The 22304-nt window shown below is 71.8% G+C and carries 24 protein-coding genes; 18 read left to right on the forward strand and 6 right to left on the reverse strand.

Going from position 1 to position 22304, the window contains the following annotated elements:
* Positions 1–15 precede the first annotated feature (15 nt).
* Positions 16–894 (forward strand): SIS domain-containing protein, encoded by an 879-nt coding sequence (locus ACT4N7_RS18685; RefSeq protein WP_444830050.1) that lies wholly within the window; start codon positions 16–18, stop codon positions 892–894.
* Positions 888–1715, forward strand: coding sequence for a class II fructose-bisphosphate aldolase (locus ACT4N7_RS18690; RefSeq protein ID WP_444830051.1), 828 nt, complete (start codon positions 888–890; stop codon positions 1713–1715). Before ACT4N7_RS18685 ends, ACT4N7_RS18690 begins: the two co-directional genes overlap by 7 nt.
* Positions 1716–1773: 58 nt before the next feature.
* Here ACT4N7_RS18690 and ACT4N7_RS18695 read toward each other — a convergent pair whose 3' ends face one another.
* Entirely contained in the window at positions 1774–2874 is a 1101-nt protein-coding gene (locus ACT4N7_RS18695) for a S1 family peptidase (protein WP_444830052.1), read from the reverse strand.
* Between the two features lie 308 nt (positions 2875–3182).
* Here ACT4N7_RS18695 and ACT4N7_RS18700 point away from each other — a divergent pair, with 308 nt between their 5' ends.
* From ACT4N7_RS18700 to ACT4N7_RS18725, 6 genes are all read left to right on the forward strand, one after another.
* Complete coding sequence (locus tag ACT4N7_RS18700) at positions 3183–3551, forward strand: YidH family protein (RefSeq protein WP_444830053.1); 369 nt, start codon at positions 3183–3185, stop codon at positions 3549–3551.
* Between the two features lie 376 nt (positions 3552–3927).
* Positions 3928–4377, forward strand: coding sequence for a helix-turn-helix domain-containing protein (locus ACT4N7_RS18705; RefSeq protein WP_444830054.1), 450 nt, complete (start codon positions 3928–3930; stop codon positions 4375–4377).
* A gap of 439 nt (positions 4378–4816) precedes the next feature.
* The gene (locus ACT4N7_RS18710; protein WP_444830055.1) at positions 4817–5011 is read left to right on the forward strand and encodes a hypothetical protein; all 195 of its coding nucleotides are present in this window, start codon (positions 4817–4819) and stop codon (positions 5009–5011) included.
* Between the two features lie 23 nt (positions 5012–5034).
* Positions 5035–5835 carry a phosphate ABC transporter ATP-binding protein gene (locus ACT4N7_RS18715; RefSeq protein ID WP_444830056.1) on the forward strand — a complete coding sequence of 267 codons (801 nt, stop codon included), beginning with the start codon at positions 5035–5037 and terminating at the stop codon, positions 5833–5835.
* Positions 5836–5908: 73 nt separating this feature from the next.
* Positions 5909–6268 carry an STAS domain-containing protein gene (locus ACT4N7_RS18720; RefSeq protein WP_444830057.1) on the forward strand — a complete coding sequence of 120 codons (360 nt, stop codon included), beginning with the start codon at positions 5909–5911 and terminating at the stop codon, positions 6266–6268.
* Positions 6269–6424: 156 nt separating this feature from the next.
* Positions 6425–7858, forward strand: a complete 1434-nt coding sequence (locus ACT4N7_RS18725) for an ankyrin repeat domain-containing protein (RefSeq protein WP_444830058.1) — start codon at positions 6425–6427, stop codon at positions 7856–7858.
* Between the two features lie 64 nt (positions 7859–7922).
* On the opposite strand, the gene ACT4N7_RS18730 is transcribed toward ACT4N7_RS18725, so the two are convergent.
* Positions 7923–10301 carry a Tex family protein gene (locus tag ACT4N7_RS18730; RefSeq protein ID WP_444830059.1) on the reverse strand — a complete coding sequence of 793 codons (2379 nt, stop codon included), beginning with the start codon at positions 10299–10301 and terminating at the stop codon, positions 7923–7925.
* A 129-nt stretch (positions 10302–10430) separates the two neighbouring features.
* Between ACT4N7_RS18730 and ACT4N7_RS18735 the strand changes: the two genes are divergently transcribed.
* Genes ACT4N7_RS18735 through ACT4N7_RS18745 form a run of 3 tightly spaced genes read left to right on the forward strand, consistent with a single transcriptional unit; the run spans position 10431 to position 13194 of the window.
* Positions 10431–11162 carry a (Fe-S)-binding protein gene (locus ACT4N7_RS18735; protein WP_444830060.1) on the forward strand — a complete coding sequence of 244 codons (732 nt, stop codon included), beginning with the start codon at positions 10431–10433 and terminating at the stop codon, positions 11160–11162.
* A gap of 17 nt (positions 11163–11179) precedes the next feature.
* Positions 11180–12580, forward strand: a complete 1401-nt coding sequence (locus ACT4N7_RS18740) for a lactate utilization protein B (protein ID WP_444830074.1) — start codon at positions 11180–11182, stop codon at positions 12578–12580.
* Positions 12577–13194, forward strand: a complete 618-nt coding sequence (locus ACT4N7_RS18745; protein WP_444830075.1) for a LutC/YkgG family protein — start codon at positions 12577–12579, stop codon at positions 13192–13194. The genes ACT4N7_RS18740 and ACT4N7_RS18745 overlap by 4 nt, the downstream gene beginning before the upstream one ends.
* Positions 13195–13251: 57 nt before the next feature.
* Here the strand turns inward: ACT4N7_RS18745 and ACT4N7_RS18750 are convergent, their stop codons facing one another.
* The 3 genes from ACT4N7_RS18750 to ACT4N7_RS18760 all read right to left on the reverse strand — a co-directional run bounded on the left by ACT4N7_RS18750 (position 13252) and on the right by ACT4N7_RS18760 (position 14581).
* A complete protein-coding gene (locus ACT4N7_RS18750) occupies positions 13252–13455 on the reverse strand; it encodes a cold-shock protein (protein WP_444830061.1) in 204 nt (67 codons plus the stop codon).
* 155 nt (positions 13456–13610) lie between these two features.
* Positions 13611–13985 (reverse strand): hypothetical protein, encoded by a 375-nt coding sequence (locus ACT4N7_RS18755; protein WP_444830062.1) that lies wholly within the window; start codon positions 13983–13985, stop codon positions 13611–13613.
* A 20-nt stretch (positions 13986–14005) separates the two neighbouring features.
* A complete protein-coding gene (locus ACT4N7_RS18760; RefSeq protein ID WP_444830063.1) occupies positions 14006–14581 on the reverse strand; it encodes a TetR/AcrR family transcriptional regulator in 576 nt (191 codons plus the stop codon).
* Between the two features lie 54 nt (positions 14582–14635).
* Here ACT4N7_RS18760 and ACT4N7_RS18765 point away from each other — a divergent pair, with 54 nt between their 5' ends.
* The 4 genes from ACT4N7_RS18765 (at position 14636) to ACT4N7_RS18780 (ending at position 17772) form a co-directional block, all read left to right on the forward strand.
* Entirely contained in the window at positions 14636–15733 is a 1098-nt protein-coding gene (locus tag ACT4N7_RS18765; RefSeq protein ID WP_444830064.1) for an FAD-dependent monooxygenase, read from the forward strand.
* A gap of 81 nt (positions 15734–15814) precedes the next feature.
* Positions 15815–16456, forward strand: coding sequence for a M50 family metallopeptidase (locus tag ACT4N7_RS18770; protein ID WP_444830076.1), 642 nt, complete (start codon positions 15815–15817; stop codon positions 16454–16456).
* Between the two features lie 16 nt (positions 16457–16472).
* Positions 16473–17075 carry a TetR/AcrR family transcriptional regulator gene (locus ACT4N7_RS18775; protein WP_444830065.1) on the forward strand — a complete coding sequence of 201 codons (603 nt, stop codon included), beginning with the start codon at positions 16473–16475 and terminating at the stop codon, positions 17073–17075.
* A gap of 82 nt (positions 17076–17157) precedes the next feature.
* On the forward strand, positions 17158–17772 hold the full coding sequence (locus ACT4N7_RS18780) for a TetR/AcrR family transcriptional regulator (protein ID WP_444830066.1): 615 nt from the start codon (positions 17158–17160) through the stop codon (positions 17770–17772).
* On the opposite strand, the gene ACT4N7_RS18785 is transcribed toward ACT4N7_RS18780, so the two are convergent.
* Positions 17769–18515 carry a class I SAM-dependent methyltransferase gene (locus ACT4N7_RS18785; RefSeq protein ID WP_444830067.1) on the reverse strand — a complete coding sequence of 249 codons (747 nt, stop codon included), beginning with the start codon at positions 18513–18515 and terminating at the stop codon, positions 17769–17771. The two genes, ACT4N7_RS18780 and ACT4N7_RS18785, sit on opposite strands and share 4 nt — an antisense overlap.
* A 73-nt stretch (positions 18516–18588) precedes the next feature.
* Between ACT4N7_RS18785 and ACT4N7_RS18790 the strand changes: the two genes are divergently transcribed.
* The 3 genes from ACT4N7_RS18790 to ACT4N7_RS18800 all read left to right on the forward strand — a co-directional run.
* Complete coding sequence (locus ACT4N7_RS18790) at positions 18589–19836, forward strand: aldehyde dehydrogenase family protein (protein ID WP_444830068.1); 1248 nt, start codon at positions 18589–18591, stop codon at positions 19834–19836.
* A gap of 139 nt (positions 19837–19975) precedes the next feature.
* Positions 19976–21751, forward strand: coding sequence for an aa3-type cytochrome oxidase subunit I (ctaD, locus tag ACT4N7_RS18795; RefSeq protein WP_444830069.1), 1776 nt, complete (start codon positions 19976–19978; stop codon positions 21749–21751).
* Positions 21752–21916: 165 nt separating this feature from the next.
* Positions 21917–22304, forward strand: a 388-nt coding sequence (locus ACT4N7_RS18800) for a Scr1 family TA system antitoxin-like transcriptional regulator (RefSeq protein WP_444830070.1), incomplete at its 3' end; no start/stop codon positions are given.

Raw genomic sequence — 22304 nt, forward strand, 5'->3', positions numbered from 1 at the left:
GAGCAGGGGGCGTCAGTGTTCGTCGAGGCCGAGATCGCCAGTCAGCCCGCGTGCTGGCTGCGCGCGGGAGAGGTGCCGACATCGGGCCTGCCCGTCGAGGGCGAGCGGGTCGCCGTGGTGGGCTGCGGCACGTCCTGGTTCATGGCGATGGCCTACGCGAGCCTGCGCGAACGGGCGGGCCAGGGGCACACCGACGCGTTCGCCGCCTCCGAGGTCCCGCGCGGCCGGGCCTACGACCGGGTGCTGGCCATCTCGCGCTCGGGCACCACGACCGAGGTGGTCGACCTGCTCCGGGCGTTCGAGCGCGTCCCGACGACTGTGGTGACGGCGATCGCGGACAGCCCGGCTCGTCGGATCGCCGATGACGCCGTCGTGCTCGACTTCGCCGACGAGCGCTCGGTTGTGCAGACCCGTTTCGCCACAACGGTTCTGGCGCTGCTGCGCGCGTCCCTCGGCGAAGACCTGACGCGGGCCGCCGCCGACGCGGCCACCGCGCTCGACGCCCCGCTCGGCGCGCTGCCCGCCGCGGCCCAGTTCGCGTTCCTCGGTCGCGAGTGGACAGTCGGCATCGCCCAGGAGGCCGCGCTGAAACTGCGCGAGGCCGCGGGCGTGTGGACCGAGGCGTACCCGGCGATGGAGTACCGGCACGGCCCGATCAGCATCGCCGAGCCCGGCCGGGTCACCTGGATGTTCGGCGCCGCACCGGAAGGGTTGGCCGCCGACGTCGCAGGCACGGGCGCCACCTGGGTCGAGAGCGGCCCGCTCGACCCGATGGCGCACCTGGTCCTCGCCCAGCGGGTCGCGGTGGCCGCCGCGCTGGGGCGCGGGCTCGACCCGGACCGCCCGCGCAACCTGACCCGCTCGGTCATCCTCCACAAAGGACAACCGTGCTGACGCCGACCGGCGAGATCCTCGCCTGCCACGATGGGCGCGGAGTCGGCGCGTTCAACGTCATCCAGCTCGAACACGCGTACGCGATCGTCGCGGGCGCCGAGCGGGCGGGCACCGCCGTGATCCTGCAGATCAGCGAGAACTGCGTGCGCTACCACGGTTCCCTGGCCCCCGTCGCGCACGCCACCCTCGCCGTGGCGCGGGCGGCGAAGGTTCCGGCCGCCGTCCACCTCGACCACGTGACCTCGCCTGACCTGGTGGCCGAGGGGATCGGGCTGGGCATCGGCTCGGTCATGTTCGACGCGTCCGCCCTGCCCTACGCGGAGAACGTCGCGCTGACCCGGGCGGTCGCCGCGGACTGCCGTGCGCACGGCGTGTTCGTCGAGGCCGAGTTGGGTGAGGTGGGCGGCAAGGACGGCGTGCACGCGCCGGGCGCGCGCACCGACCCCGCCGAGGCCGCCGCGTACGTGCGCGCCACGGGGGTCGACGCGCTGGCGGTCGCCGTCGGGACCTCGCATGCCATGCGCAGCCGTGACGCCGCACTGGACTTCGACCTGATCCGTCGCCTCAAGTCCACTGTGGAGGTTCCGCTGGTGCTGCACGGGTCGTCCGGTGTCGCCGACGAACACCTGGCCGATGCGGTCCGCGCGGGCATGGCGAAGGTGAACATCTCGACCCGGCTGAACACTGTCTACACCGGACGCGTCCGCGCGATTCTCGACGCCGAGCCGGATCTGGTCGATCCGCGCAAGTACCTCGGCCCCGCCCGGGACGCGGTGGCCGCCGAGGTGGCCCGGCTGCTCGGCGTGCTGGCCGCGGTGTGAGAACGCGCCGCGCCCGCCCGGTCCAGGGGAACCGGGCGGGCGCGGTGTCACCGGGGGATCAGCCCGTGTAGAGGGTCAGGCCGTAGCGCGAGAGCACCTCGTTCACCGGCTGGAAGAACGTCGTGCCGCCGGAGGTGCAGTTGCCGGAGCCGCCCGAGGTCATGCCCTGGGCCTGGACCCGGCCGGTCGAGTTCGGCGCGCTGACGAACGAACCGCCCGAGTCGCCCGGCTGGGCGCACGCGCTGGTCCTGGTCAGGCCGTACACGATGCCGCTGGAGCCGTAGTTGACCGTCTGGTTGTACGCCTGGATCGTGCCGCAGCGCCAGCCGGTGGTGGAGCCCGAGCGGCAGGTGGTGCCGCCGATCGGGGTCACCGACGAGCCCGCGACGATCACGTCCGAGCCGCTGGAGTAGCGGTCGACCAGTGCCGTCGACGCGGCCGAGGTGCTGCTCACCCGGATGATGCCGTAGTCGTTGGTGGGGAACGACGATCCGGCGACCGGGCCGATGGTCCCGCCCGTGCCGGACACGGTGCCGCCGAGGTTGGTGCAGTGCCCCGCGGTGATCACGTAGCGGGTGCCCGCGGAGTTGCGGGCGTTGAATCCGACCGAGCAGCGGCCGCTGCCGAAGTAGATCGCCTGGCCGCCGATGATGCTCCACATCGGACGCACCGCGTCGGTCGCGTGCTCGACCCGCAGGCCCGGCACGCCGGCCGCCTTGGCCCAGGCCACACCGGCCGGGTCGGACTTGAGCACCGACACCACGACCTCGTTGGTCGTGACGTCGACGTACCAGCCGGTGACCGTGGCGGGCACCCCGGCGGCGGCCTTGCTGTCCAACGTGGACTTACTGGCGTTCAGGGTGGCGGCGCTGTGCTTGACCACCTTCGCCAGGGCGCCGGACGCACGGACCTCGTCGGCGCGGGCGGCGTCGGTGACACCGACGACGAGCTTGCCCGTCGTGGCGTCGAACCAGGAGTTCGCGAACGAGCCGCCCAAACGCTGGCTCAGTGATTGTTGGGTCGCGGCAATGGTGTCCGGGCTCGCCGAAGCGTCCAAAACGGACGGTGCGGCGGCGGCCGACACGGGCGCCACGAGCGCTACCGCGGTGACGGCAACGCCCGCGGCGGCAACTAAGGTATGAAGGAATCGTCGACTCACGTACGGCCTCCAAAGGCAGGGAGATCGGGCCGGAAGTAGTGGACGGTGTACACCTGTCGAGTGACGCTACGGCAGCGCTGTAGCTGTCGGTAGCGGCTATCTGTGGGCTCTGCGCAGCGGAGATTTCGGTTACTTAGTCACGAACTGTGCATATGTCCGGCATGTGGGTGACGCCGCCGCGCGGGCACCTACCCCGCTTGCCCTAAAGGGCACACTCCCCGTGCGCTTCCCAGTTTTCCCAGTTCCCGATCGGCGTCCTTACGATGGACCTCCGGTACGGCAAGAGGGGCGGCCAGGTGGGCAGCGGCATGGACAGGGTGCGGGGGCTGGGGCGCGTCGAGGAGGGCGCGGAGCCGGACTACCGGTTCACCCTCGCCAACGAGCGGACCTTCCTCGCCTGGGTGCGCACGGCGCTGGCGCTGATCGCGGGCGGCGTCGCGGTCGCGCAGTACCTGCCGGATCTCGGCACCCCGGTGGTCCGCGCGCTCATCGGAGTGGGCCTGGTGGCGCTGGGCACCGCGCTCGCCGCGCTCAGCCACCGCCGCTGGCGGCGCACCGAACGCGCCATGCGCCTGGGGCAAGCCCTGCCCGCCAACCCCCAGATCCCGCTGCTGGCGTTCGGCGTCACGGCCGTCGCCGTCGCGGCTCTCGTGCTCGTCGTGCTCGACACCCGGTGAATGCACAAGGTCGTGTCCCGTGGGACACGACCTAGCGCCCTGGGGCCGGTCCGGCACGGCCTGGCCCCAGGGCGCGCACTGTGCCACGGGTCTCGCCCCGTCGAGGAGGGTTGCGACGGGCCTCGATGCGGAACCGTGCGTCTGGTGCCCAGGCAGTATCTGCTTGTCCCAGGGTCCGGTCTAGGTCTACCGACCGGTAATCGAACAGGCGGTGATCCGCGCACGCACCGTGTGAATCAGTCACTCGATCGAGGGGCAGTCCGCCCGAAGCGGGTGCTTTCCAGACAAATGTGCGTAGCGTGGCCGCCTAGAGGGAAGTCGCAGGTCAGACTGCTGTCGGGGACGGCGTCAGGACAGCCGGGCAGGGGTGTGACAGTTGGACGGATCGGCATATCAACGGGCGCTTGGGCGCGAACTGCTGCAGTTGCGCGTCCGGCGCAAGTGGACACGGGCGCAGTTGGTGCAGCGGCTGCCCGGCGAACTGTCCGCGCAAGCGCTCGCCTCCTATGAGACCGGCACCCGCTCGTGCACCGTGGTCCGCTTCGTCGAACTGTGCGCGGCGCTCGACGCCTCGCCGCACGCGCTGCTGGAGCGGGTGCACGGCCAAGTGTCCAACGAGGACTACCCGGCCTACCTTCGGATCGACCTGGTGCGCCTGGCCGCCCACGACCACCACAAGCTCGCGCCCGCGCGGCGGTGGGCGGCCGCCGAGGTCGCCCGGCACGCCGCGCCCACCCGCGATCTCGACCTCGGCGCGCTGGAGGCGCTCGCCGCGCTGTGCGGGCTGCCCGCGATCGAGCTGATCCGGGTGCTGCGCGCGGGCTGATTTCCGGCGGGGGCGGGGTGTCGATTCAGCCGGTGAATTTCTTTCCACCGGTGGCGCAATGTCACGCCACTGGGGGTGGTTGTCGGCACTGCGTGAGAATTCCGATCCCGCCGTCCGTCGTGAGGATGATCGAAACCTGCAGGTTGCCCGTTCTTTTCTGCTGTCCACTCGTGAACCTGACGATTTCGCCGCACGGTCGGGGTGCACCAGTCGACAGGAGAAATCCCGATGGCCGTCGCCCGCTTCCAGCTCTACCGATCCGCTGACTCGGGTGTGACCTGGCGCTTCCTCTCCGCCAACAACCGCAGTATCGGCCAGGCGGCCACCGTCTTCGCCGACGCCGGAAGCTGCGCGCGAGCGGTACTTGAGCTGCGCGAACGACTCGCAGGCGCGTCCGCGATCACCAGCAGGGAAGGGTCGGCCGGAGAACGAGCAGCTCATGGTCGGCGACCCGGACGCGCTGGTCCCCGTGGTGCTGTGGGCGCTGATCCTGGCCGCCGCCGCGTTCGTGGTGGTCTACCTGCGGTCCCGAGTCGGCCGCTGGCACGCCTGGGTGATCGGCGTGCCGCTGATCGGCGCGCTCGGCATCACCCTCGCCGACCAGGCCGCCGCCCTGCTCCCCAACCTGCTGTGACCGACCTGAGCACGGAGACCGCGATGACCCTCACGATGCCCACCACGACCCTGGCCGCGATCGACGCGCGCTCGGTGTCGGCCTGGTTCGGCGAGCGCAAGGTGCTCGACCGGGTGTCGCTGCTCATGCCCGCCGGGACGGTGACGGCGCTGATCGGGCCGTCCGGCTGCGGCAAGTCGACGTTCCTGCGGATTCTGAACCGGATGCACGAGCTGATCCCCGGCGCCACCCTCGCAGGCGAGGTACTGCTCTCCGGCGCGGACATCTACGACGCGGGCCGCAAGCTCACCGACGCGCGCAGGCAGATCGGCATGGTGTTCCAGAAGCCCAACCCGTTCCCGGCGATGTCGATCTACGACAACGTGGTCGCCGGGCTCAAGCTCACCGGCAGCCGCGTCCGCAAGTCCGAAAAGGACGCTCTGGTGCAGGAGTGTCTGGCCAAGGCCGGGCTGTGGAACGAGGTCCGCGACCGGCTGCGCCAGCCGGGCGGCGCCCTCTCGGGTGGCCAGCAGCAGCGGCTGTGCATCGCGCGCTCGCTCGCCGTGCGGCCCAAGGTGCTGCTGATGGACGAGCCGTGCTCGGCGCTCGACCCGACCTCGACCCGGCGCATCGAGCAGACCATCGCCGAACTGGCGCACGAGGTGACGATCGTGATCGTCACGCACAATATGCAGCAGGCGGCCCGCGTCTCGCAGCAATGCGCGTTCTTCCTCGCCGAGCAGGGCACCCCGGGCGTCATCGTCGAGGCGGGCCCGACCAGGACGATCTTCGACTCGCCCACCGACCAGCGCACCTCGGACTACGTGCACGGCCGCTTCGGCTGACCCCTCGCCCGCGTCCGCTCGCCCGCGTCCGGTCGTGCGGCACCCGCCGAGCAGGTAGCGTGCGGTGCCAGGGATGTCCGACGTCGGGGGTTTGCGCGTGGATCTGCGCCTGGAGGAGCCGCCCGCTGCCGGGGTGGTGTTGGTGGCCATCGGCGGGGAGGTCGACCTGGTGGCGGCGGGGGTGCTGGAGCGGTTCCTGCTCGGCGCGGTCGCTGAGCAGCGCAGCGCGGCCCCGGGCCTGATCATCGACCTGTCCGACGCGGAGTTCTTCGGCTGCGCGGGCCTCAACGCGCTGCTCTCCGCCCAGCGCAGACTCGAACGCGACGGGGGCTGGCTGCGCCTGGTCGACCCGTCCGCCGCGGTGGCCCGCGTGCTCGACGTCGAGGGCATGAACACCACGCTGCGGATCACCTGCGCGGACGACGAGGACTGATCCGGCGATTTCCGGGTATCCTGGGCGCCGCGTCCCAGGGCGCACCCGGTCCGCGGGAAGGGCAGAGCCCACCTGGTCGACGCGGTACCTCGCAGTGCCCCTCTTTCTTCGGCCCGAGCACGCGGACACCGGGCGCACCTGGAGAAGGAGGCCGCCGTGCCCGTGTATCCCCTGCCCGACAGCGCCAGCCTGGAGCACCTGCGCAAGCAGGCCAAAGACCTGCTCGCCCAGCACCCGACGGGCGGTGAGTGGGCCACCGGTCTGGTCGCCGAGTTCCACCCCGACCCGGCCGCCCCGCTCAAGCTCTCCGGCGCGCAGCTCGTCGTCGCCCGGCAGTACGGCTTCCCGAGTTGGCCGAAGCTGGTCGCGCACCTGCGTGTCGTCGCCGAGTACTCCCGGTCGCCGCACCAGGTCACGGAGTTCGCCGACCCCGAGGCCGAGTTCCTTGCGCACGCCTGCCTTGTCTATGGCGGCGACAGTCCACTTCGGAGGGACCGGGCCAGGGCGCTGCTCGCCGCGCACCCGGAGATCGCGACCGCGAGCATGTACACCATCGCCGCGCTCGGCGACGCCGACGCGGCGCGCGCCCTGCTGGCCCGCGATCCCGCGCGGGCCCGGCTCGCGGGCGGCCCGTACGACTGGGAGCCGCTGCTCTACCTCGCCTATTCCCGTGTGGACGGTGGCGACCCGGTTGCCGTCGCGCGGCTGCTGCTCGACGCGGGCGCCGACCCGAACGCCGGGTATCTGTGGGAGGGGCTGACCTCGCCGTTCACCGCACTGACCGGCGTGTTCGGCGAGGGTGAGGGCGGGGTGAACCAGCCGCGGCACCCGGCGCAGGAGCCGCTGGCCCGGGTGCTGTTGAGCGCGGGCGCCGACCCGAACGACAGCCAGACCCTCTACAACCGCATGTTCAACGCCGACGACAGCCACCTGCGGCTGTTGTTCGAGTTCGGTCTCGGCCGCGGCGACGGCGGTCCGTGGCACGCGCGGCTCGGCTCGGCCCACCAGACTCCCGCCGAGATGCTGCACGACGTGCTGCTGTGGGCCGCGTCCCACAACCAGCGCGACCGGGTCGCGCTGCTGTTGGCGAACGGCGTGCACCCGGCCGGGCCGCACCAGGGCCATCCCGCGCACGGCGGTCGCGGGCCGCTCGAACTCGCTGTCCGCGCGGGCAGCCCCGAGATCGCCGACCTGCTCGTCGCGGCGGGCGCGTCGATGGTGGAGTTGGACGAGGTCGCCCGCTTCCTCGCCGCCGCCATGCGCGGCGACGCCGACGCGGTCCGGGCGGCCAGCCCCGACCTGGTCGCGCGGGCCATCGCCCGGGAGCCGACGGCGGTGGTCTACGCCGCCGAGGTCGGCAGCCTCGACGCGGTCCGGCTGCTGGCGGGCGCCGGTTTCGACGTCAACGCCGCCAGCCGCGAGACCGCGCTGCACCAGGCCGCCTTCACCGGCAACCTCCCCCTGGCGCGGCTGCTGCTCGATCTCGGCGCCGATCCGTCCATAGCGGACTGTTCGCACAACTCGACGCCGTTGGGCTGGGCCGAGTACAACGAACAGCACGAGGTCGCGGCCTTCCTGCGCACCCGCTGACCAGGGCGGCGAGGCCTGGTGTGGTCGGGGTTCATGGCGCGGCGGTCTCCCGCGCGGGGTGGGGTCAACGGTTGTACCCCGCGCGGCGGAGGGCGTCGGCCAGGGAGCCCGCCGCGGGTGGGGAGTCGGCGCGTTTGCCCTGGGGGGTCTGGCCGCGCGGGCTCTCGCTGCGACCGCCGCCCTGGCCGCGACCGCCGCCCCGGCCACCCTCGCGGCGCTGGCCCGCGGGGGACTGACCCGGGGTAGGTACCTCGTCGTCCAGGCGGAGGGTGAGGGAGATCCGTTTGCGCGGGATGTCGACCTCCAGCACCTTGACCTTCACCACGTCGCCCGACTTGACCACGTCGCGGGGGTCTTTGACGAAGGTCTTCGACAGGGCCGAGACGTGCACCAGGCCGTCCTGGTGGACACCGACGTCGACGAACGCGCCGAAGGCGGCCACGTTGGTGACCACGCCCTCCAGCGTCATCCCCGGCCGGAGGTCGGACAGCTTCTCCACGCCCTCGGCGAACGTCGCCGTCTTGAACGCCGGGCGGGGGTCGCGGCCGGGCTTCTCCAGCTCGGCCAGAATGTCGGTGACGGTGGGCAGGCCGAAGGTCTCGTCGACGAACGACTGCGGGCGCAGGGCGCGGAGCCTGCCCGTGTTGCCGATCAGCGCGGGCAGGTCACCGCCGGTCTCGGCCAGGATGCGCCGGACCACCGGATACGCCTCCGGGTGCACGCTGGACGCGTCGAGCGGGTCGTCGCCCGTGGGGATGCGCAGGAAGCCCGCGCACTGCTCGAACGCCTTCGCACCCAGGCGGGCCACGTCCTTGAGGCCCTTGCGGGACCGGAACGGGCCGTGCGCGTCGCGGTGGGCGACGATGTTCTCGGCGAGCCCGGCGCCGATGCCCGACACGCGGGTGAGCAGCGGCGCGGACGCGGTGTTCACGTCGACGCCGACGCCGTTGACGCAGTCCTCGACCACCGCGTCGAGCGAGCGCGACAGCTTCACCTCGGACAGGTCGTGCTGGTACTGCCCGACGCCGATGGACTTCGGGTCGATCTTGACCAGCTCGGCCAGCGGGTCCTGCAGGCGGCGCGCGATGGACACCGCGCCGCGCAGCGACACGTCGAGCTCGGGCAGCTCGGCCGAGGCGAACGCCGACGCGGAGTACACCGACGCGCCCGCCTCCGACACCACGATCTTGGTCAGCTTGAGGTCGGCGAACTTCGCGATCAGCTCGGCCGCGAGCTTGTCGGTCTCCCGTGACGCGGTGCCGTTGCCGATGGCGATCAGCTCGACCCGGTGCCGCGCCGCGAGCCGCGCGAGCACCGCGAGCGCCTCGTCCCAGCGCTGCTGCGGCACGTGCGGGTAGATCGTCTCGGTGGCGACCACCTTGCCGGTCGCGTCGACCACCGCGACCTTGACCCCGGTGCGGAAGCCCGGGTCGAGGCCCATCGTGGCCCGGCTGCCCGCGGGCGCGGCGAGCAGCAGATCGCGCAGGTTCGCCGCGAACACGCGCACCGCCTCGTCCTCGGCGCCCTGGCGCAGCCTGCCGCGCAGGTCGATGCCGAGGTGGACCAGGATGCGTGTGCGCCACGCCCAGCGCACCGTGTCGCACAGCCACTTGTCGCCGGGGCGGCCGCGGTCGGCGACGCCGAAGCGTTGCGCGATCCGCAGCTCGTAGTCGGTGCGGACCGGCGGGACCACCGTCTGGTCGACCTCCGGGCTCGGCTCCAGCGCGAGGTCGAGCACCTCTTCCTTCTCACCGCGGAACATCGCCAGGATGCGGTGCGATGGCAGCTTGCCGAACGGCTCGGAGAACTCGAAGTAGTCGGCGAACTTCGCGCCGTCCTCCTCCTTGCCCGGACGCACCGCGGCGGCCAGCACGCCGCGGTTCCACATCCGCTCGCGCAGCTCGCCGATCAGGTCGCCGTCCTCGGCGAACCGCTCGACCAGGATCGACCGCGCGCCGTCGAGCGCGGCTGTCGCGTCGGCGACGCCCTTGTTCGCGTCGATGTACCCGGCCGCCACCTCGCGCGGGTCGTGCGTCGGGTCGCCGATCAGCCGGTCGGCCAGTGGCTCCAGGCCTGCCTCGCGCGCGATCTGTGCCTTGGTGCGCCGTTTCGGCTTGAACGGCAGGTAGATGTCTTCCAGCCGGGCCTTGGAGTCGGCCGCCATGATCTGCGCGGCCAGCGCGTCGTCCAGCTTGCCCTGTTCGCGGATCGAGTCGAGGACGGCCGCGCGGCGCTCCTCCAGCTCGCGCAGGTACCGCAGCCGCTCCTCCAGGGTGCGGAGCTGGGTGTCGTCCAGGGTCTCGGTGACCTCTTTGCGGTAGCGCGCGATGAAGGGCACCGTTGCCCCGCCGTCGAGCAGGTCGACGGCGGCGGCGACCTGCCGCTCCCGCACCCCGAGCTCTTCGGCGATGCGCTGGTGGATCGTCTGCGCTGGCGCTGTCATCCGCTCCCGCTCCACTTTCTGATCGGTGTTTCCCCTGATCTGCATTCTGTCGGACGACGGGGCATCGTGGGCGCAAGGGCTCGGACCTGTGGACAATTTGGGCGGTTGTGGACAACTGGAAGGCGGCGCATGCGGATCGGGCTGTTCGTGACGTGCTTCAACGACACGGTGTTCCCCGAGTCGGCGCGAGCGGTGGTGCGCGTGCTGGAGCGGTTGGGTCACCAGGTGGTCTTCCCGCCCGCCCAGACCTGTTGCGGCCAGCTCCACTTCAACACCGGCTACCAGCGCGAATGCGTGCCCCTGGTGCGCAAGTTCGTCACTGACTTCGCCGGGCTCGACCACGTCGTGTCGCCGTCGGCGTCCTGCGTGGCGATGGTGCGCGAGTACCACGCGCGGGTGGCCGAGGTGTCCGGCGACGCCGGGCTGGCGCGGGCGGTCGCCGAGACCGCGCCGCGCGTCCTGGAGTTCACCGAGCTGCTGGTGGACGTGCTCGGGATGACCGACGTCGGCGCCGCGTTCCCGCACCGGGTCACCTACCACCCGACCTGCCACGGCCTGCGCGTGCTCGACCTCGGCGACCGACCCACCCTGCTGCTGCGGGCGGTGCGCGGCCTGCGGCTGCTCGACCTGCCCGGCGCCCGCGAGTGCTGCGGGTTCGGCGGCACGTTCGCGCTGAAGAACGCCGACACTTCGGTGGCCATGGGCGCCGACAAGGCAAGGCACGTCGTGGAAACCGGCGCCGAAGTGCTGGCGGCTGTGGACAACTCCTGCCTGATGCACGTCGGTGGCCTACTGTCGCGGCAGCGAGCGGGCGTGCGGGTCATGCACGTCGCGGAGATCCTGGCCGAGGAGGGCGCGTGACCGGTGTGTGGATGGGCATGCCCGCGTTCCCGGCAGGCGCGCGCGAAGCGTTGGCGGACGGGCAGTTGCGGGCGAATCTGCGCACCGCCACCGGCACGATCCGCGCCAAGCGGGCCGCGGTCGTCGCCGAGCGCGCCGACTGGGAGCAGCTTCGCCTGGCGGGCAAGGCGATCAAGGACAGGGCTCTGCGCGACCTCGACACGCACCTGGTTCGCCTGGAGGGCAAGGTAACCGCGGCCGGGGGAGTGGTGCACTGGGCGCGCGACGCCGCCGAGGCGAACCGGATCGTGGTCGGGCTGGTTCGCGCGGCGGGCGCGGCCGAGGTGGTCAAGGTGAAGTCCATGGCCACCCAGGAGATCGAGCTGAACGAGGCGCTGGCCGCGGCCGGGATCACCGCGCACGAGACCGATCTGGCCGAGCTGATCGTCCAATTGGGACACGACCGCCCGTCGCACATCCTGGTGCCCGCGATCCACCGCAACCGCGCGCAGATCCGCGACCTGTTCCGGCGCGCGATGCCGGGCGCCCCCGCCGACCTCACCGACGACCCGGTCGCGCTGGCCGGTGCCGCACGGGCGCACCTGCGGCGCGAGTTCCTCTCGGCGCGGGTCGCGGTGTCGGGGGCCAACTTCGCCGTGGCCGAGACGGGGTCGCTGGTCGTGGTCGAGTCCGAGGGCAACGGCCGGATGTGTCTGACGCTGCCCGAGGTGCTGATCAGCGTGGTCGGCATCGAGAAGGTGGTGCCCACCTGGGCCGATCTTGAGGTGATGCTGCAACTGCTGCCGCGCTCGTCCACGGGCGAGCGGATGAATCCGTACACCTCGACCTGGTGCGGCGTCACCCCGGGCGACGGCCCGCGCGAGTTCCATCTGGTGCTGCTGGACAACGGCCGCACCGCCGCGCTGGCCGACGAGATCGGCCGCGACGCGCTGCGCTGCATCCGGTGCTCCGCCTGCCTGAACGTCTGCCCGGTCTACGAGCGCACCGGCGGGCACGCCTACGGCTCGGTCTACCCCGGCCCGATCGGCGCCATCCTCACCCCGCAGCTCCGCGGGGTCGACGCCGACCCGGTGAGCCGCAGCCTGCCCTACGCCTCCACGCTGTGCGGCGCGTGCTACGAGGTGTGCCCGGTGCTGATCGACATCCCGAAAGCGTTGGTACACCTGCGATCCCAGGTCGTCGATGCGCACCGCGGCAGGCCGTCGGCGGAGCGGGTGGCCATGCGCGCGGCCGCGTGGGTCTTCGGCCACGCGCGCAGACTGGCTGTCGCACAACGGTTTGCCGCGCTCGGTGGCCGAGTCCTGGGCAGCCGCGGCAGGCTCCCCGGCCCGCTAGCGGGCTGGACCGACGCGCGCGACGCGCCCGTGCCGCCGCCGGAGTCCTTCCGCGAGTGGTGGAAGAGCCGGGGGACAGGCTGATGGACGCCCGTACGGAGATCCTGGCCAGGGTGCGCGCGGCCCTCGGCGACGCCCGCGAAGACGTCGTGGTCCCGCGCGACTACCAGCGCGACGCGGGTGCGCACGACGTGGTGGCGCTGTTCGCCGAGCGCACCGCCGACTACCGCGCCGTCGTGCACCGGGTGTCACCGGCGGACCTGAGCGAGGCCGTCGCGGCCGCACTCCGAACCGCGGGCGTGCGTACTCTCGTTGTCCCGCGAGACATCCCGGCGGACTGGCTGTCCGAAGTGGACGCTGTGGTCCGAGCGGACGACCCACCGCTCACCGTGCGCGACCTCGACGCCGCCGACGGCGTGCTCACCGGCTGCGCGATAGCCGTGGCCGAGACGGGCACCATTGTCCTCGACGCGGGCCCGGCCCAGGGCCGACGCGCGCTGACCCTGGTGCCCGACTACCACCTGTGCGTCGTGCGGGCGGACCAGATCGTGGGCACCGTGCCCGAGGCGGTGGCCGCCGTCGCCGCCACGGCCCCGCTGACCTGGATCAGCGGCCCGTCGGCCACCAGCGACATCGAACTGCACCGGGTGGAGGGCGTGCACGGCCCCCGCACGCTCGTGGTGCTGGTCGTCGGCTGACGCGAACGGGCCCCACTCCACCCGCGGAGTGGGGCCCGGTCGCGGAAGTCTGGAACGTCAGAGCGGGGTCACGCCGGTGGCCTGCGGGCCCTTGGCGCCCTGTCCGACCTCGTAGCGCACCTTCTGGTTCTCCTCCAGAGTGCGGAATCCGCTCGACTGGATCTCCGAGTAGTGCACGAACACATCGGAGCTGCCGTCGTCGGGGGCGATGAAGCCGAAGCCCTTCTCCGAGTTGAACCACTTGACGGTGCCCTGGGCCATGCTTGTCTCCTAGCTGTCCTGCGTGTGTGCCGCGCTTGCGGACACCCTGTTCACCACTTGGGCGGACGCCCGCCGCGCCAACGCAACTACGGTGGCGACGCGAGCGACCACGGTCAGTCAACCACAAGCGGTGTCCGCCCGGGAGGGGTAAAAAGCTACTTCCCGGACGCCAGCGCGGACAGCGCGCACAGCACGGACCAGCCCCCCGCGACCACCGCCGACTTGCGCCGCGCGTCGGCGTCGGCCAGGCCGGTGCCGAACCCGACCGCGTCGCCGAGGTCGGACACCACGCGCACGGCGATCGCCGCGCGCAGCGGCGCCCCGGGAGGCGCGAACACCATCGCGAGCCCGGTGGCGATGTCGCGGACGCCGATGCTCCTGGTCAGCACCGCGACGCCGCGAGCGGGGGCGCCGTCGCTGTCGACCAGGCCGGTCGGCTTCGCCATCAGCTCGGGTCGGATGGTCACGGCGGCGCCGTAGACGGCGGTCGCGGCGCCGAGCGCCCGGGGGATCCATGTCAGGTTCGCCATTCCCGGGAGGCTACCGACGCTCACCCGACGATGCCGCGCAGAACCTCGCGCACCGACCGCCGGATCTCGTCCACCTCCAGCGCCCGGCGCCCGGCGCCCGCGATCCGGTCGAACATCAACCCGTCCAGACATGCCACCAGGGCCCGCCCCCGGCGCTCCGCGTCGCTCACCCCGGCCGCGGTGAGCAGGGTGGCCGCCAGCTCGCGGTATTGCTCGCCCACGGCCACCAGCGCGGCCCGCAGTTCGGGTCGGCGGGTGGCCTCCAGCGACAGTTCGTACCGCGCCAGCAGCCGCTCCCGGTCGACGGTCGCCGCCCGGTCGATCACCCCGGTCATCAGCTCGGCGAGCAGGCCGACGTCGATCCGGTCCGGCAGGGGCGTCACGGGTGCCAGGGCGGCGGAGTCCAGCTCGGCCAGCCGGGTCACGGTCGCGGCCAGCAACGCCTGCCGGGTGCGGAAGTAGTACGAGCACGATCCCTCGGCCAGCCCCGCGGCGCGGTCGACGGCCCGGTGGGTCAGGCCGCGCAGGCCGTCGCGGGCGAGCGTGGCGATGGCGGCGTCGGTGATCCGGTCGCGCCGCTCGATGGCCGTTGTCATGCGCCCACTCTACAGGTGTAGAGTGACTCTACGGATGTAGAGGAGGTGGTCGGCATGCGGACCGCGGCGATCGTCGGCGGCGGCATCGGTGGTCTGGCGACCGCGATCGGGCTGTCCCGGCGCGGCTGGCAGGTGCGGGTCTACGAGCAAGCGGCGGGCTTCACCGAGGTGGGCTCGGGGATCTCGCTGTGGGCCAACGCGCTGCGCGCGCTCGACGCGCTCGGCGTCGGCGAGCAGGTGCGGGCCAGGGGAATCCGCCCCGGCCGCGGCGGATTCCGCGACCGGCGCGGCCGGTGGATCATGCGTGACGCGGTCGCACCGACCGAGCTGGTCATGCTGCACCGAGCCGACCTGCTGCGCATCCTGCTCGACGCCGTGCCGCCGGAATCGCTGCGCCCCGGCGAGCGCGTCGACACGCCCGGGATCGAGGACGGCCGAGCCGTGGTCGGTTCGTCCACTGTGGACCTGCTGGTCGGCGCGGACGGCCTGCGCAGCCGGGTGCGGCGGACCTTCTGGCCGCAGGCACCCGAGCCGCGCTACACCGGGCGCTCCGCCTGGCGGATGCTGGTGCCCGCCAAGGAGATCGCGCCCTTCGACGGCTGCGAGACCTGGCGCGACGGGCTGGTCTTCGGCGCGTTTCCGATGGGCGAGCGCCTCTACTGCTACGCCGCGGCCGTCGTGCCGGAGAACGGCCGCGGCAAGCTGGCCGAACTGCGCGCGCGGTACGCGGGCTGGCCCGACCCGATCCCCGCGGTGCTCGCCGCCGCCGAGGAAGACACCGTGCTGCGCCACGACCTGTACCGCCTGCCGCCGCTGCCGAGCTACGTGCACGGCCCGGTCGTGCTGCTCGGCGACGCGGCGCACGCCATGCCGCCGTCGCTGGGCCAGGGCGCCTGCCAGGCCCTGGAAGACGCCGCCACCCTCGCCGCGCTGGCTTCCGCCGACGACCTGACGGCCGGGCTGGCCTGCTACGACGCCGCGCGCAGGCCGCGCACCCAGGCGATCTCCCGGCGCTCCGAGGCGGCGGGGAAGATGGCGCACCTGGCGTGGCGTCCGGCCGCCGCCGCCCGCGACCTCGGCCTGCGCGTGGTGCCCTCGTCGCTGTTCCTCCGCTCGATCGCGCCCCTGCTCGACTGGCGCCCGCCCGCGTAGCCGGTGCACGCCGGTGGGAAAATCGGCGCTGTGGATCTCTGGCAGCAGCTTTTCGGCGACCAATGGCGCCCGCCCGCGACCATGGTCCTGGTCACCGCCGCGCTCGCGGTGGCCGTGGTCGTGGTCAACGGGCTGTGGCGACCGGCCCGCAACGTCATCACGATCGTGCACGAGGCGGGCCACGCGCTCATCGCCGTGCTGGTCGGCAGGCGGTTGTCGGGCATCCGACTGCACTCCGACACCTCGGGCGTCACGGTGTCCCGGGGGCGCCCGGACGGGCCGGGAATGGTGTGCACCGCGCTCGCGGGCTACGTCGCGCCGTCGCTGCTCGGCCTCGGGTTCGCCGCGCTGCTCGGCACCGACCGGGTCACCGCGCTGCTGGTGACCTGCGCGCTGCTGCTGTTCGCGGTACTGATCATGGTGCGTAACGTGTACGGGGTGGTGACGGTGGTGGCCACGGGTGCCGTGCTGTTCGCCGTCTCGTGGTTCGCCACCGACGAGATCCAGGCCGCCTTCGCCTACCTGATCACCTGGTTCCTGCTGCTCGGCGGCGTCCGGCCGGTCGCGGAGTTGCAGACCAAGCGCAGGCGCGGGCACGCCCGCGACTCCGACGCCGACCAGCTCGCCCGGCTCACCGGCGCGCCCGGCTTCTTCTGGGTGGGCTCGTTCGCGCTGATCAACCTCGGCGCGCTGGTGCTCGCCGCGGGCTGGCTGCTGCTCTGAACCTAGGCTGGTGGCCATGCCCCGACTGACCAGGGCGGAGAGCCAGGCCCGCACCCGCGAGCTGCTCGTCGCCACCGCGAAGCAGCTCTTCCTGCGCGACGGCTACCACGCGACCTCGCTGGAGAAGGTGGCCGACGCGGCGGGCTTCTCCAAGGGCGCGGTGTACTCGAACTTCCGCAACAAGGACGAACTGTGCCTCGCCGTGCTCGACGACATCCACGCCGAGCAGCTCCTCGCCATCGCCCAGGCCATCGGCGGCAAGCCGCTGGACGACGCCATCGCGGTGTTCTCCGAGTGGGCAGAGCGGATGATCGGCGATGAGGGCTGGACGGTGCTGGAGGTCGAGTTCGCCGTGCAGGCGCGCCGCGACCCGGCGCTGCGGGCCGAACTCGCCGCCCGCGACCGGGCGGTGCGCGCGGCGATCACCGCGCTCGCCCAGGACCTGTCCGACCGCACCGGGCCCGGTCCGCTGCCGCCCGCCGACCTGGCCACCGCGCTGCTCAGCCTGGGCATCGGCCTGGGCATCCAGCGGGTGATCGACCCGACGCTGCCGGTCCACGTGCTCGCCGACACGCTGCGCGTCCTGCTTCCGTCCACTGTGGACACACGGGCCAAGTGACTCGCGAGTACGAATGCGACTGGTCACAATGTCACCTCGGGTGCGGGGTGTCGCACCGATCGTGGCGCGAGAGGCAGTCGACGTGACCGAACCGAAGCCGCCGCCGCGGCGCACCCAGCGCGAACGCCGCGAGGCGACGGTCGGCAAGCTGATCGACGCCACCATCGACGCCATCTCCGAGGTCGGCTACGCCCGCGCGTCGGTCCAGGAGATCTGCGGCCGCGCCGGCGTCTCGCACGGCGGGCTGTTCCGACACTTCGAGACCCGGCTCGACCTCATCGTCACCGCATCCGAAGAGGTCGGCAGGCGCCAGATCGCGAATTTCCTGGCCCGCATCGGCCCGGTGTCCGCCGAGGAGACCGACTTCCTCGACGTGCTGCGCGCCATCCGCGCCGCCTCCCGTTCGCCGCTCAACATCGTCTGGTTCGAACTGCTGCTCGCCGCCCGCACCGACGACGACCTGCGCGCCCGGCTCGTCCCGACCATCGAGAGTTTCTCCCGCGACATCTACCTCACCGCGCTGAAGATCCCCGCGATCGCCGCCCAGCCCGACGAGAGCCGCCAGGCCGCGGTGTTCACCGGCCTGCACATGTTCGACGGCGAGAGCTTCTTCGACTCGGTGTACTCCCGCCCGGACCTCGACGAGAAGCGGCTGCGCATCGTGGCGAACTTCTACCAGTCCACTGTGGACCGTTAGGCGAGCGTCGCGCCGACGAACTGGGTCACGCCCGCGAAACGGACGTCGACGGCGGTGAACCCGCGCTCGGTGAGCAGGTTCGCGATCTCGCCCCGGTCGAACATCCGCTGCCCCGACGCCACGCCCAGCGCGGTGTCCACCGTCCGCGCGGGCTGCCACGCGTGCCGCGCGGTGGTCAACAGGGCCAGCCTGCCGCCGGGCCGCAGCACCCGGGCGAACGACGACAACGCCGCCGCGGGCTCGGCGAACATGTGCAGCGCGGCGAAGCAGCACACCGCGTCCACCGACCCGTCGCGCAGCGGCGGGCGCACCGCGTCCGCGCGCAGGTAGGCCACCGGGGAGTCGACCGGCGTGGCCGCCACCGCCTTGGCCAGCATCGGGCTCGACGCGTCGAGCCCGACAGCCAGGCCGTCCGCGCCGACGACGCCGCCGAAGTGCCGGGTGAACCCGCCGGTCCCACACGCCACGTCGAGCACGGTGTCCCCGGGCCCGAGGCCCAGCAGCCGCACCGCCAGCGCGTGCTCGCCCGCCATGCTCGGCCCCGTCGGCCCCTTGGCGATCCGGCCGAGCGCGGGCCGCCACCAGCGCTCGTAGACCGTCGGCAGCATGCCCGTGCGCATCAGCCGCTGCGTGATCCCGGTCGGCGGCCCAGCCTGCTCGGCCTCGCCCAGCAGGTTCAGGTAGCCGTGCGCGATGTCCGGGTCGACCGGCGGTTCGGCCAGCAGGGTCAGCAGCTTGGTCACCGCACCATCGGACCACGGACCGCGATGAGGCACACTTTGACCCTCCCACCAGGCCAGTCGAAGGGAACCAGCCGTGTTGGACGACCAGGTCACGGCCATCGGCGAGGTGGTCGCGGACTGCGCGGCCAAGGCGAAGCGGGCCGCCCCGGCGCTGGCGCGAGCCACCGACGAGGCCGTCGACGCCGCCATCGGCGAGATGGCCGCCCGGCTGTCCTCGGCACGGGCGAAGGTGCTCGCCGCGAACGCCGAGGACGTCGCCGCCGCCGAGGCCGCGGGCATGAGCAGCGGCCTGCTCGACCGGCTGCGGATCACCGAGGAGCGGCTGGCGGACATGGCCGAGCAGTTGCGGCTGCTCGCGTCGGTGCCGCACCAGGTCCGCTCGACGCGCATCGGCACCCTCGACGGCGGCCTGCAACTCGTCGAACTGCGTCGACCGGTCGGCGTCATCGGCGCCAACTACGAGGCCCGCCCGAACGTCACCGTCGACGTGGCCTCGCAACTCGTGAAATCCCGCAACGCGGGCGTGCTGCGCACCGGGTCCGCCGCACTGCGTTCGGCGTCCGCGCTGCTGCGCGAGGTCATCGCGCCGGGCCTGTCCGACGCCGACATCGACCCGGACGTGATCCAGCTCGTGCCCAGCGCCGACCGCGCCGCCGCGGCCGCGCTGGTCGAGCTGCCCGCCCTGGTGCCGCTGGTCATCCTGCGCGGCAGCGGCGAGAGCACCCGCGAGTTGGGCCGCCGGGCCGCCGCGCACGGTGTGCGCACCCTCGCCCACGCCGACGGCGGCGGCGTCCTCTATTACGACGAGCACGCCGACCCCGACGTCGCCGCCGACCTGATCCGGCGCAGCCTCGACCGCCTCGGCGTGTGCAACCGGCTCAACCTGCTCTTGGTGCACCGAGCCGTCTATAACACTGTGCTGCCCGGCGTCCTGGCCGCGCTCGACGGCGTCGGCGTCAAGGCATCGCTACCGCCGCACGACCACGCCATCGGCTACGAGTGGGCGCTGGACGCCGAGCGCGAGGCCACCGTCACCGTCGCGCCCGTGGACGACCTGCGTCACGCCGCCCGCATCGCCGACGAGGACACCTCCGGGCTGGCCGCGGGCATCGTCACCGAGAACGAGGCGGCCGCCGAGGAATTCATGGCCGCCTACACCGGCACGGGCGTGTTCTGGAACGCGCCGACGCGGCTGCTGGACGGCTTCAAGCTGCTCGGCGTGCCCGAGACCGGCATCAACATCGACCGCGTGCCCGGGCCGCGCGGCCCGGTCACCTACACCGACCTGAGCCTGCGGCAGTACGCCATCCGGCCGGTGTGACCTGCGCAACCAGTTGTCCACAGGTGGGCAGGGCCACCCGTGCCCAGCCTCGCGATGCGGGCTACCATCCTCCACGGGTCGGGCCGCCTCGCGAGCCCGATTTCGGATGGACGCCCACCACCAGGTGCAGGAGGCAGGAGTGACTGCAGTAGCCCCGCAGCCGATCGCCACGCGGCCGTATCCGGCGCGCGAGTCGGCCAAGGGAACGTATCTGCTGCGGCTGTTCCGCACGACGGACCCGAAGCAGATCGGCATCATGTACCTGGTCACGTCGTTCGCCTTCTTCATGGTGGGCGGCGCGATGGCGATGCTGATCCGCAGCGAGCTTGCCGTGCCGGGCCAGCAGTTCCTGTCCCAGGAGCAGTACAACCAGCTCTTCACCATGCACGGCACGATCATGCTGCTGCTGTACGCGACGCCGATCCTGTTCGGCTTCGCGAACTTCATCCTGCCGCTGCAGATCGGCTCGCCGGACGTGGCGTTCCCCCGGCTCAACGCCTTCTCGTACTGGCTGTACCTGTTCGGCGGCATCATCGTGATGACCGGCTTCCTCACCCCGGGCGGCGCCGCCGACTTCGGCTGGTTCGCCTACACCCCGCTCTCGGACAAGATCCACTCGCCCGGCATCGGCGCCGACCTGTGGATCACCGGCCTGGTCATCGGTGGTCTGGGCACCATCCTCGGCGCGGTCAACATGCTCACCACCGTGGTCTGCCTGCGCGCGCCCGGCATGACCATGTTCCGCATGCCGATCTTCACCTGGAACATCCTGATCACCAGCGTGCTGGTGCTGCTGGCGTTCCCGATCCTCACCGCCGCGCTGCTCGGCCTGCTCGCCGACCGCCAACTCGGGGCGCACGTGTTCGACCCGGCCAACGGCGGCGTGATCCTCTGGCAGCACCTGTTCTGGTTCTTCGGCCACCCCGAGGTCTACATCGTCGCGCTGCCGTTCTTCGGCATCGTCTCGGAGATTTTCCCCGTGTTCAGCCGAAAACCGCTGTTCGGCTACCGCGGCCTGATCTACGCCACGCTCGGTATCGCCGCGCTGTCGGTCACCGTGTGGGCCCACCACATGTACGCGACCGGCGCGGTGCTGCTGCCGTTCTTCTCGTTCATGACCTTCCTCATCGCGGTGCCGACCGGGGTCAAGTTCTTCAACTGGATCGGCACCATGTGGAAGGGACAGTTGACCTTCGAGACGCCGATGCTGTTCAGCATCGGCTTCCTGGTCACCTTCCTCTTCGGCGGTCTCACCGGCGTGCTGCTCGCCGCCCCCGCCATCGACTTCCACGTCTCCGACACGTATTTCGTCGTCGCGCACTTCCACTACGTGCTGTACGGCACGATCGTGTTCGCCACCTTCGCGGGCATCTACTTCTGGTTCCCGAAGATCACCGGCCGGTTCCTCGACGAGCCGTTGGGCAAGCTGCACTTCTGGACCACGTTCATCGGTTTCCACGGCACGTTCCTGGTTCAGCACTGGCTGGGCAACGAGGGCATGCCGCGCCGCTACGCGGATTACCTGGCCAGCGACGGTTTCACCGAACTGAACATGGTCTCCACGATCGGCGCCTACGTCCTCGGCGCGTCGACGCTGCCGTTCATCTGGAACGTCTTCAAGAGCTACCGCTACGGCGAGATCACCACGGCCGACGACCCGTGGGGCTACGGCAACTCCCTGGAGTGGGCCACGAGTTCGCCGCCGCCACGGCACAACTTCACCGAACTGCCCCGCATCCGCTCCGAGCGCCCGGCGTTCGACCTGCACTATCCCCACATGGTCGAACAGGGCCACGCCGACAAGTACATCGGCCTCATGGGCGGCCACAACCACAAGGCCGCGCCCTCGGAAGTGCTCGCCGAGAAGATGAACCCCGACGAGATATCCAAGGGCGACGCGAAGCTGTCCAACTGACGCTGTTGGCCACGCCCCGAAGGTGCTGGTCACCTTCGGGGCATGCGCTGTTGTCAGGCCGACAACCGCTAGGTGCCCCTCCGCGCGCCGTGGCACAGTTTCAGCGGTACTGGGCTCGGCTCGGTGCCACTACGCTGGTGATGGTCGAACCCAACGGAGATGGCAATGGCCAAGAAGCCGAAGGCGGTGGCGCTGGGCAGCGCCCTGCGCCAGGCACGGTTGGACAAGGGGATCAAGTTGCGCGAGTTCGCGATGCGGATTGATCGCGACCCCGCCATGTTGTCCCGGTGGGAGACCGGCGACCGGTTGCCCAAGCCCGAGCAGGTGGCGCGAATCCTGACGGTCCTCGATGTCGGCAACGACCGGTACGCCGACATCATGACGTTGGTTCACGGCACCGACGAGCCGCAGTGGGTGGCGACCACCCTGCCGGAGCAGCGCCAGCAGATGTCGGCGTTCCTGGACTACGAGCAGAACGCCACCGCCATCACCGAGGTGGCGCCGCTGCTGATCCCGGGCTTGCTGCAAACCACGGACTACATTCGGACGATCA

This window comes from Actinokineospora sp. (genome assembly GCF_052390155.1).
In the GTDB taxonomy this organism is placed as follows: domain Bacteria; phylum Actinomycetota; class Actinomycetes; order Mycobacteriales; family Pseudonocardiaceae; genus Actinokineospora.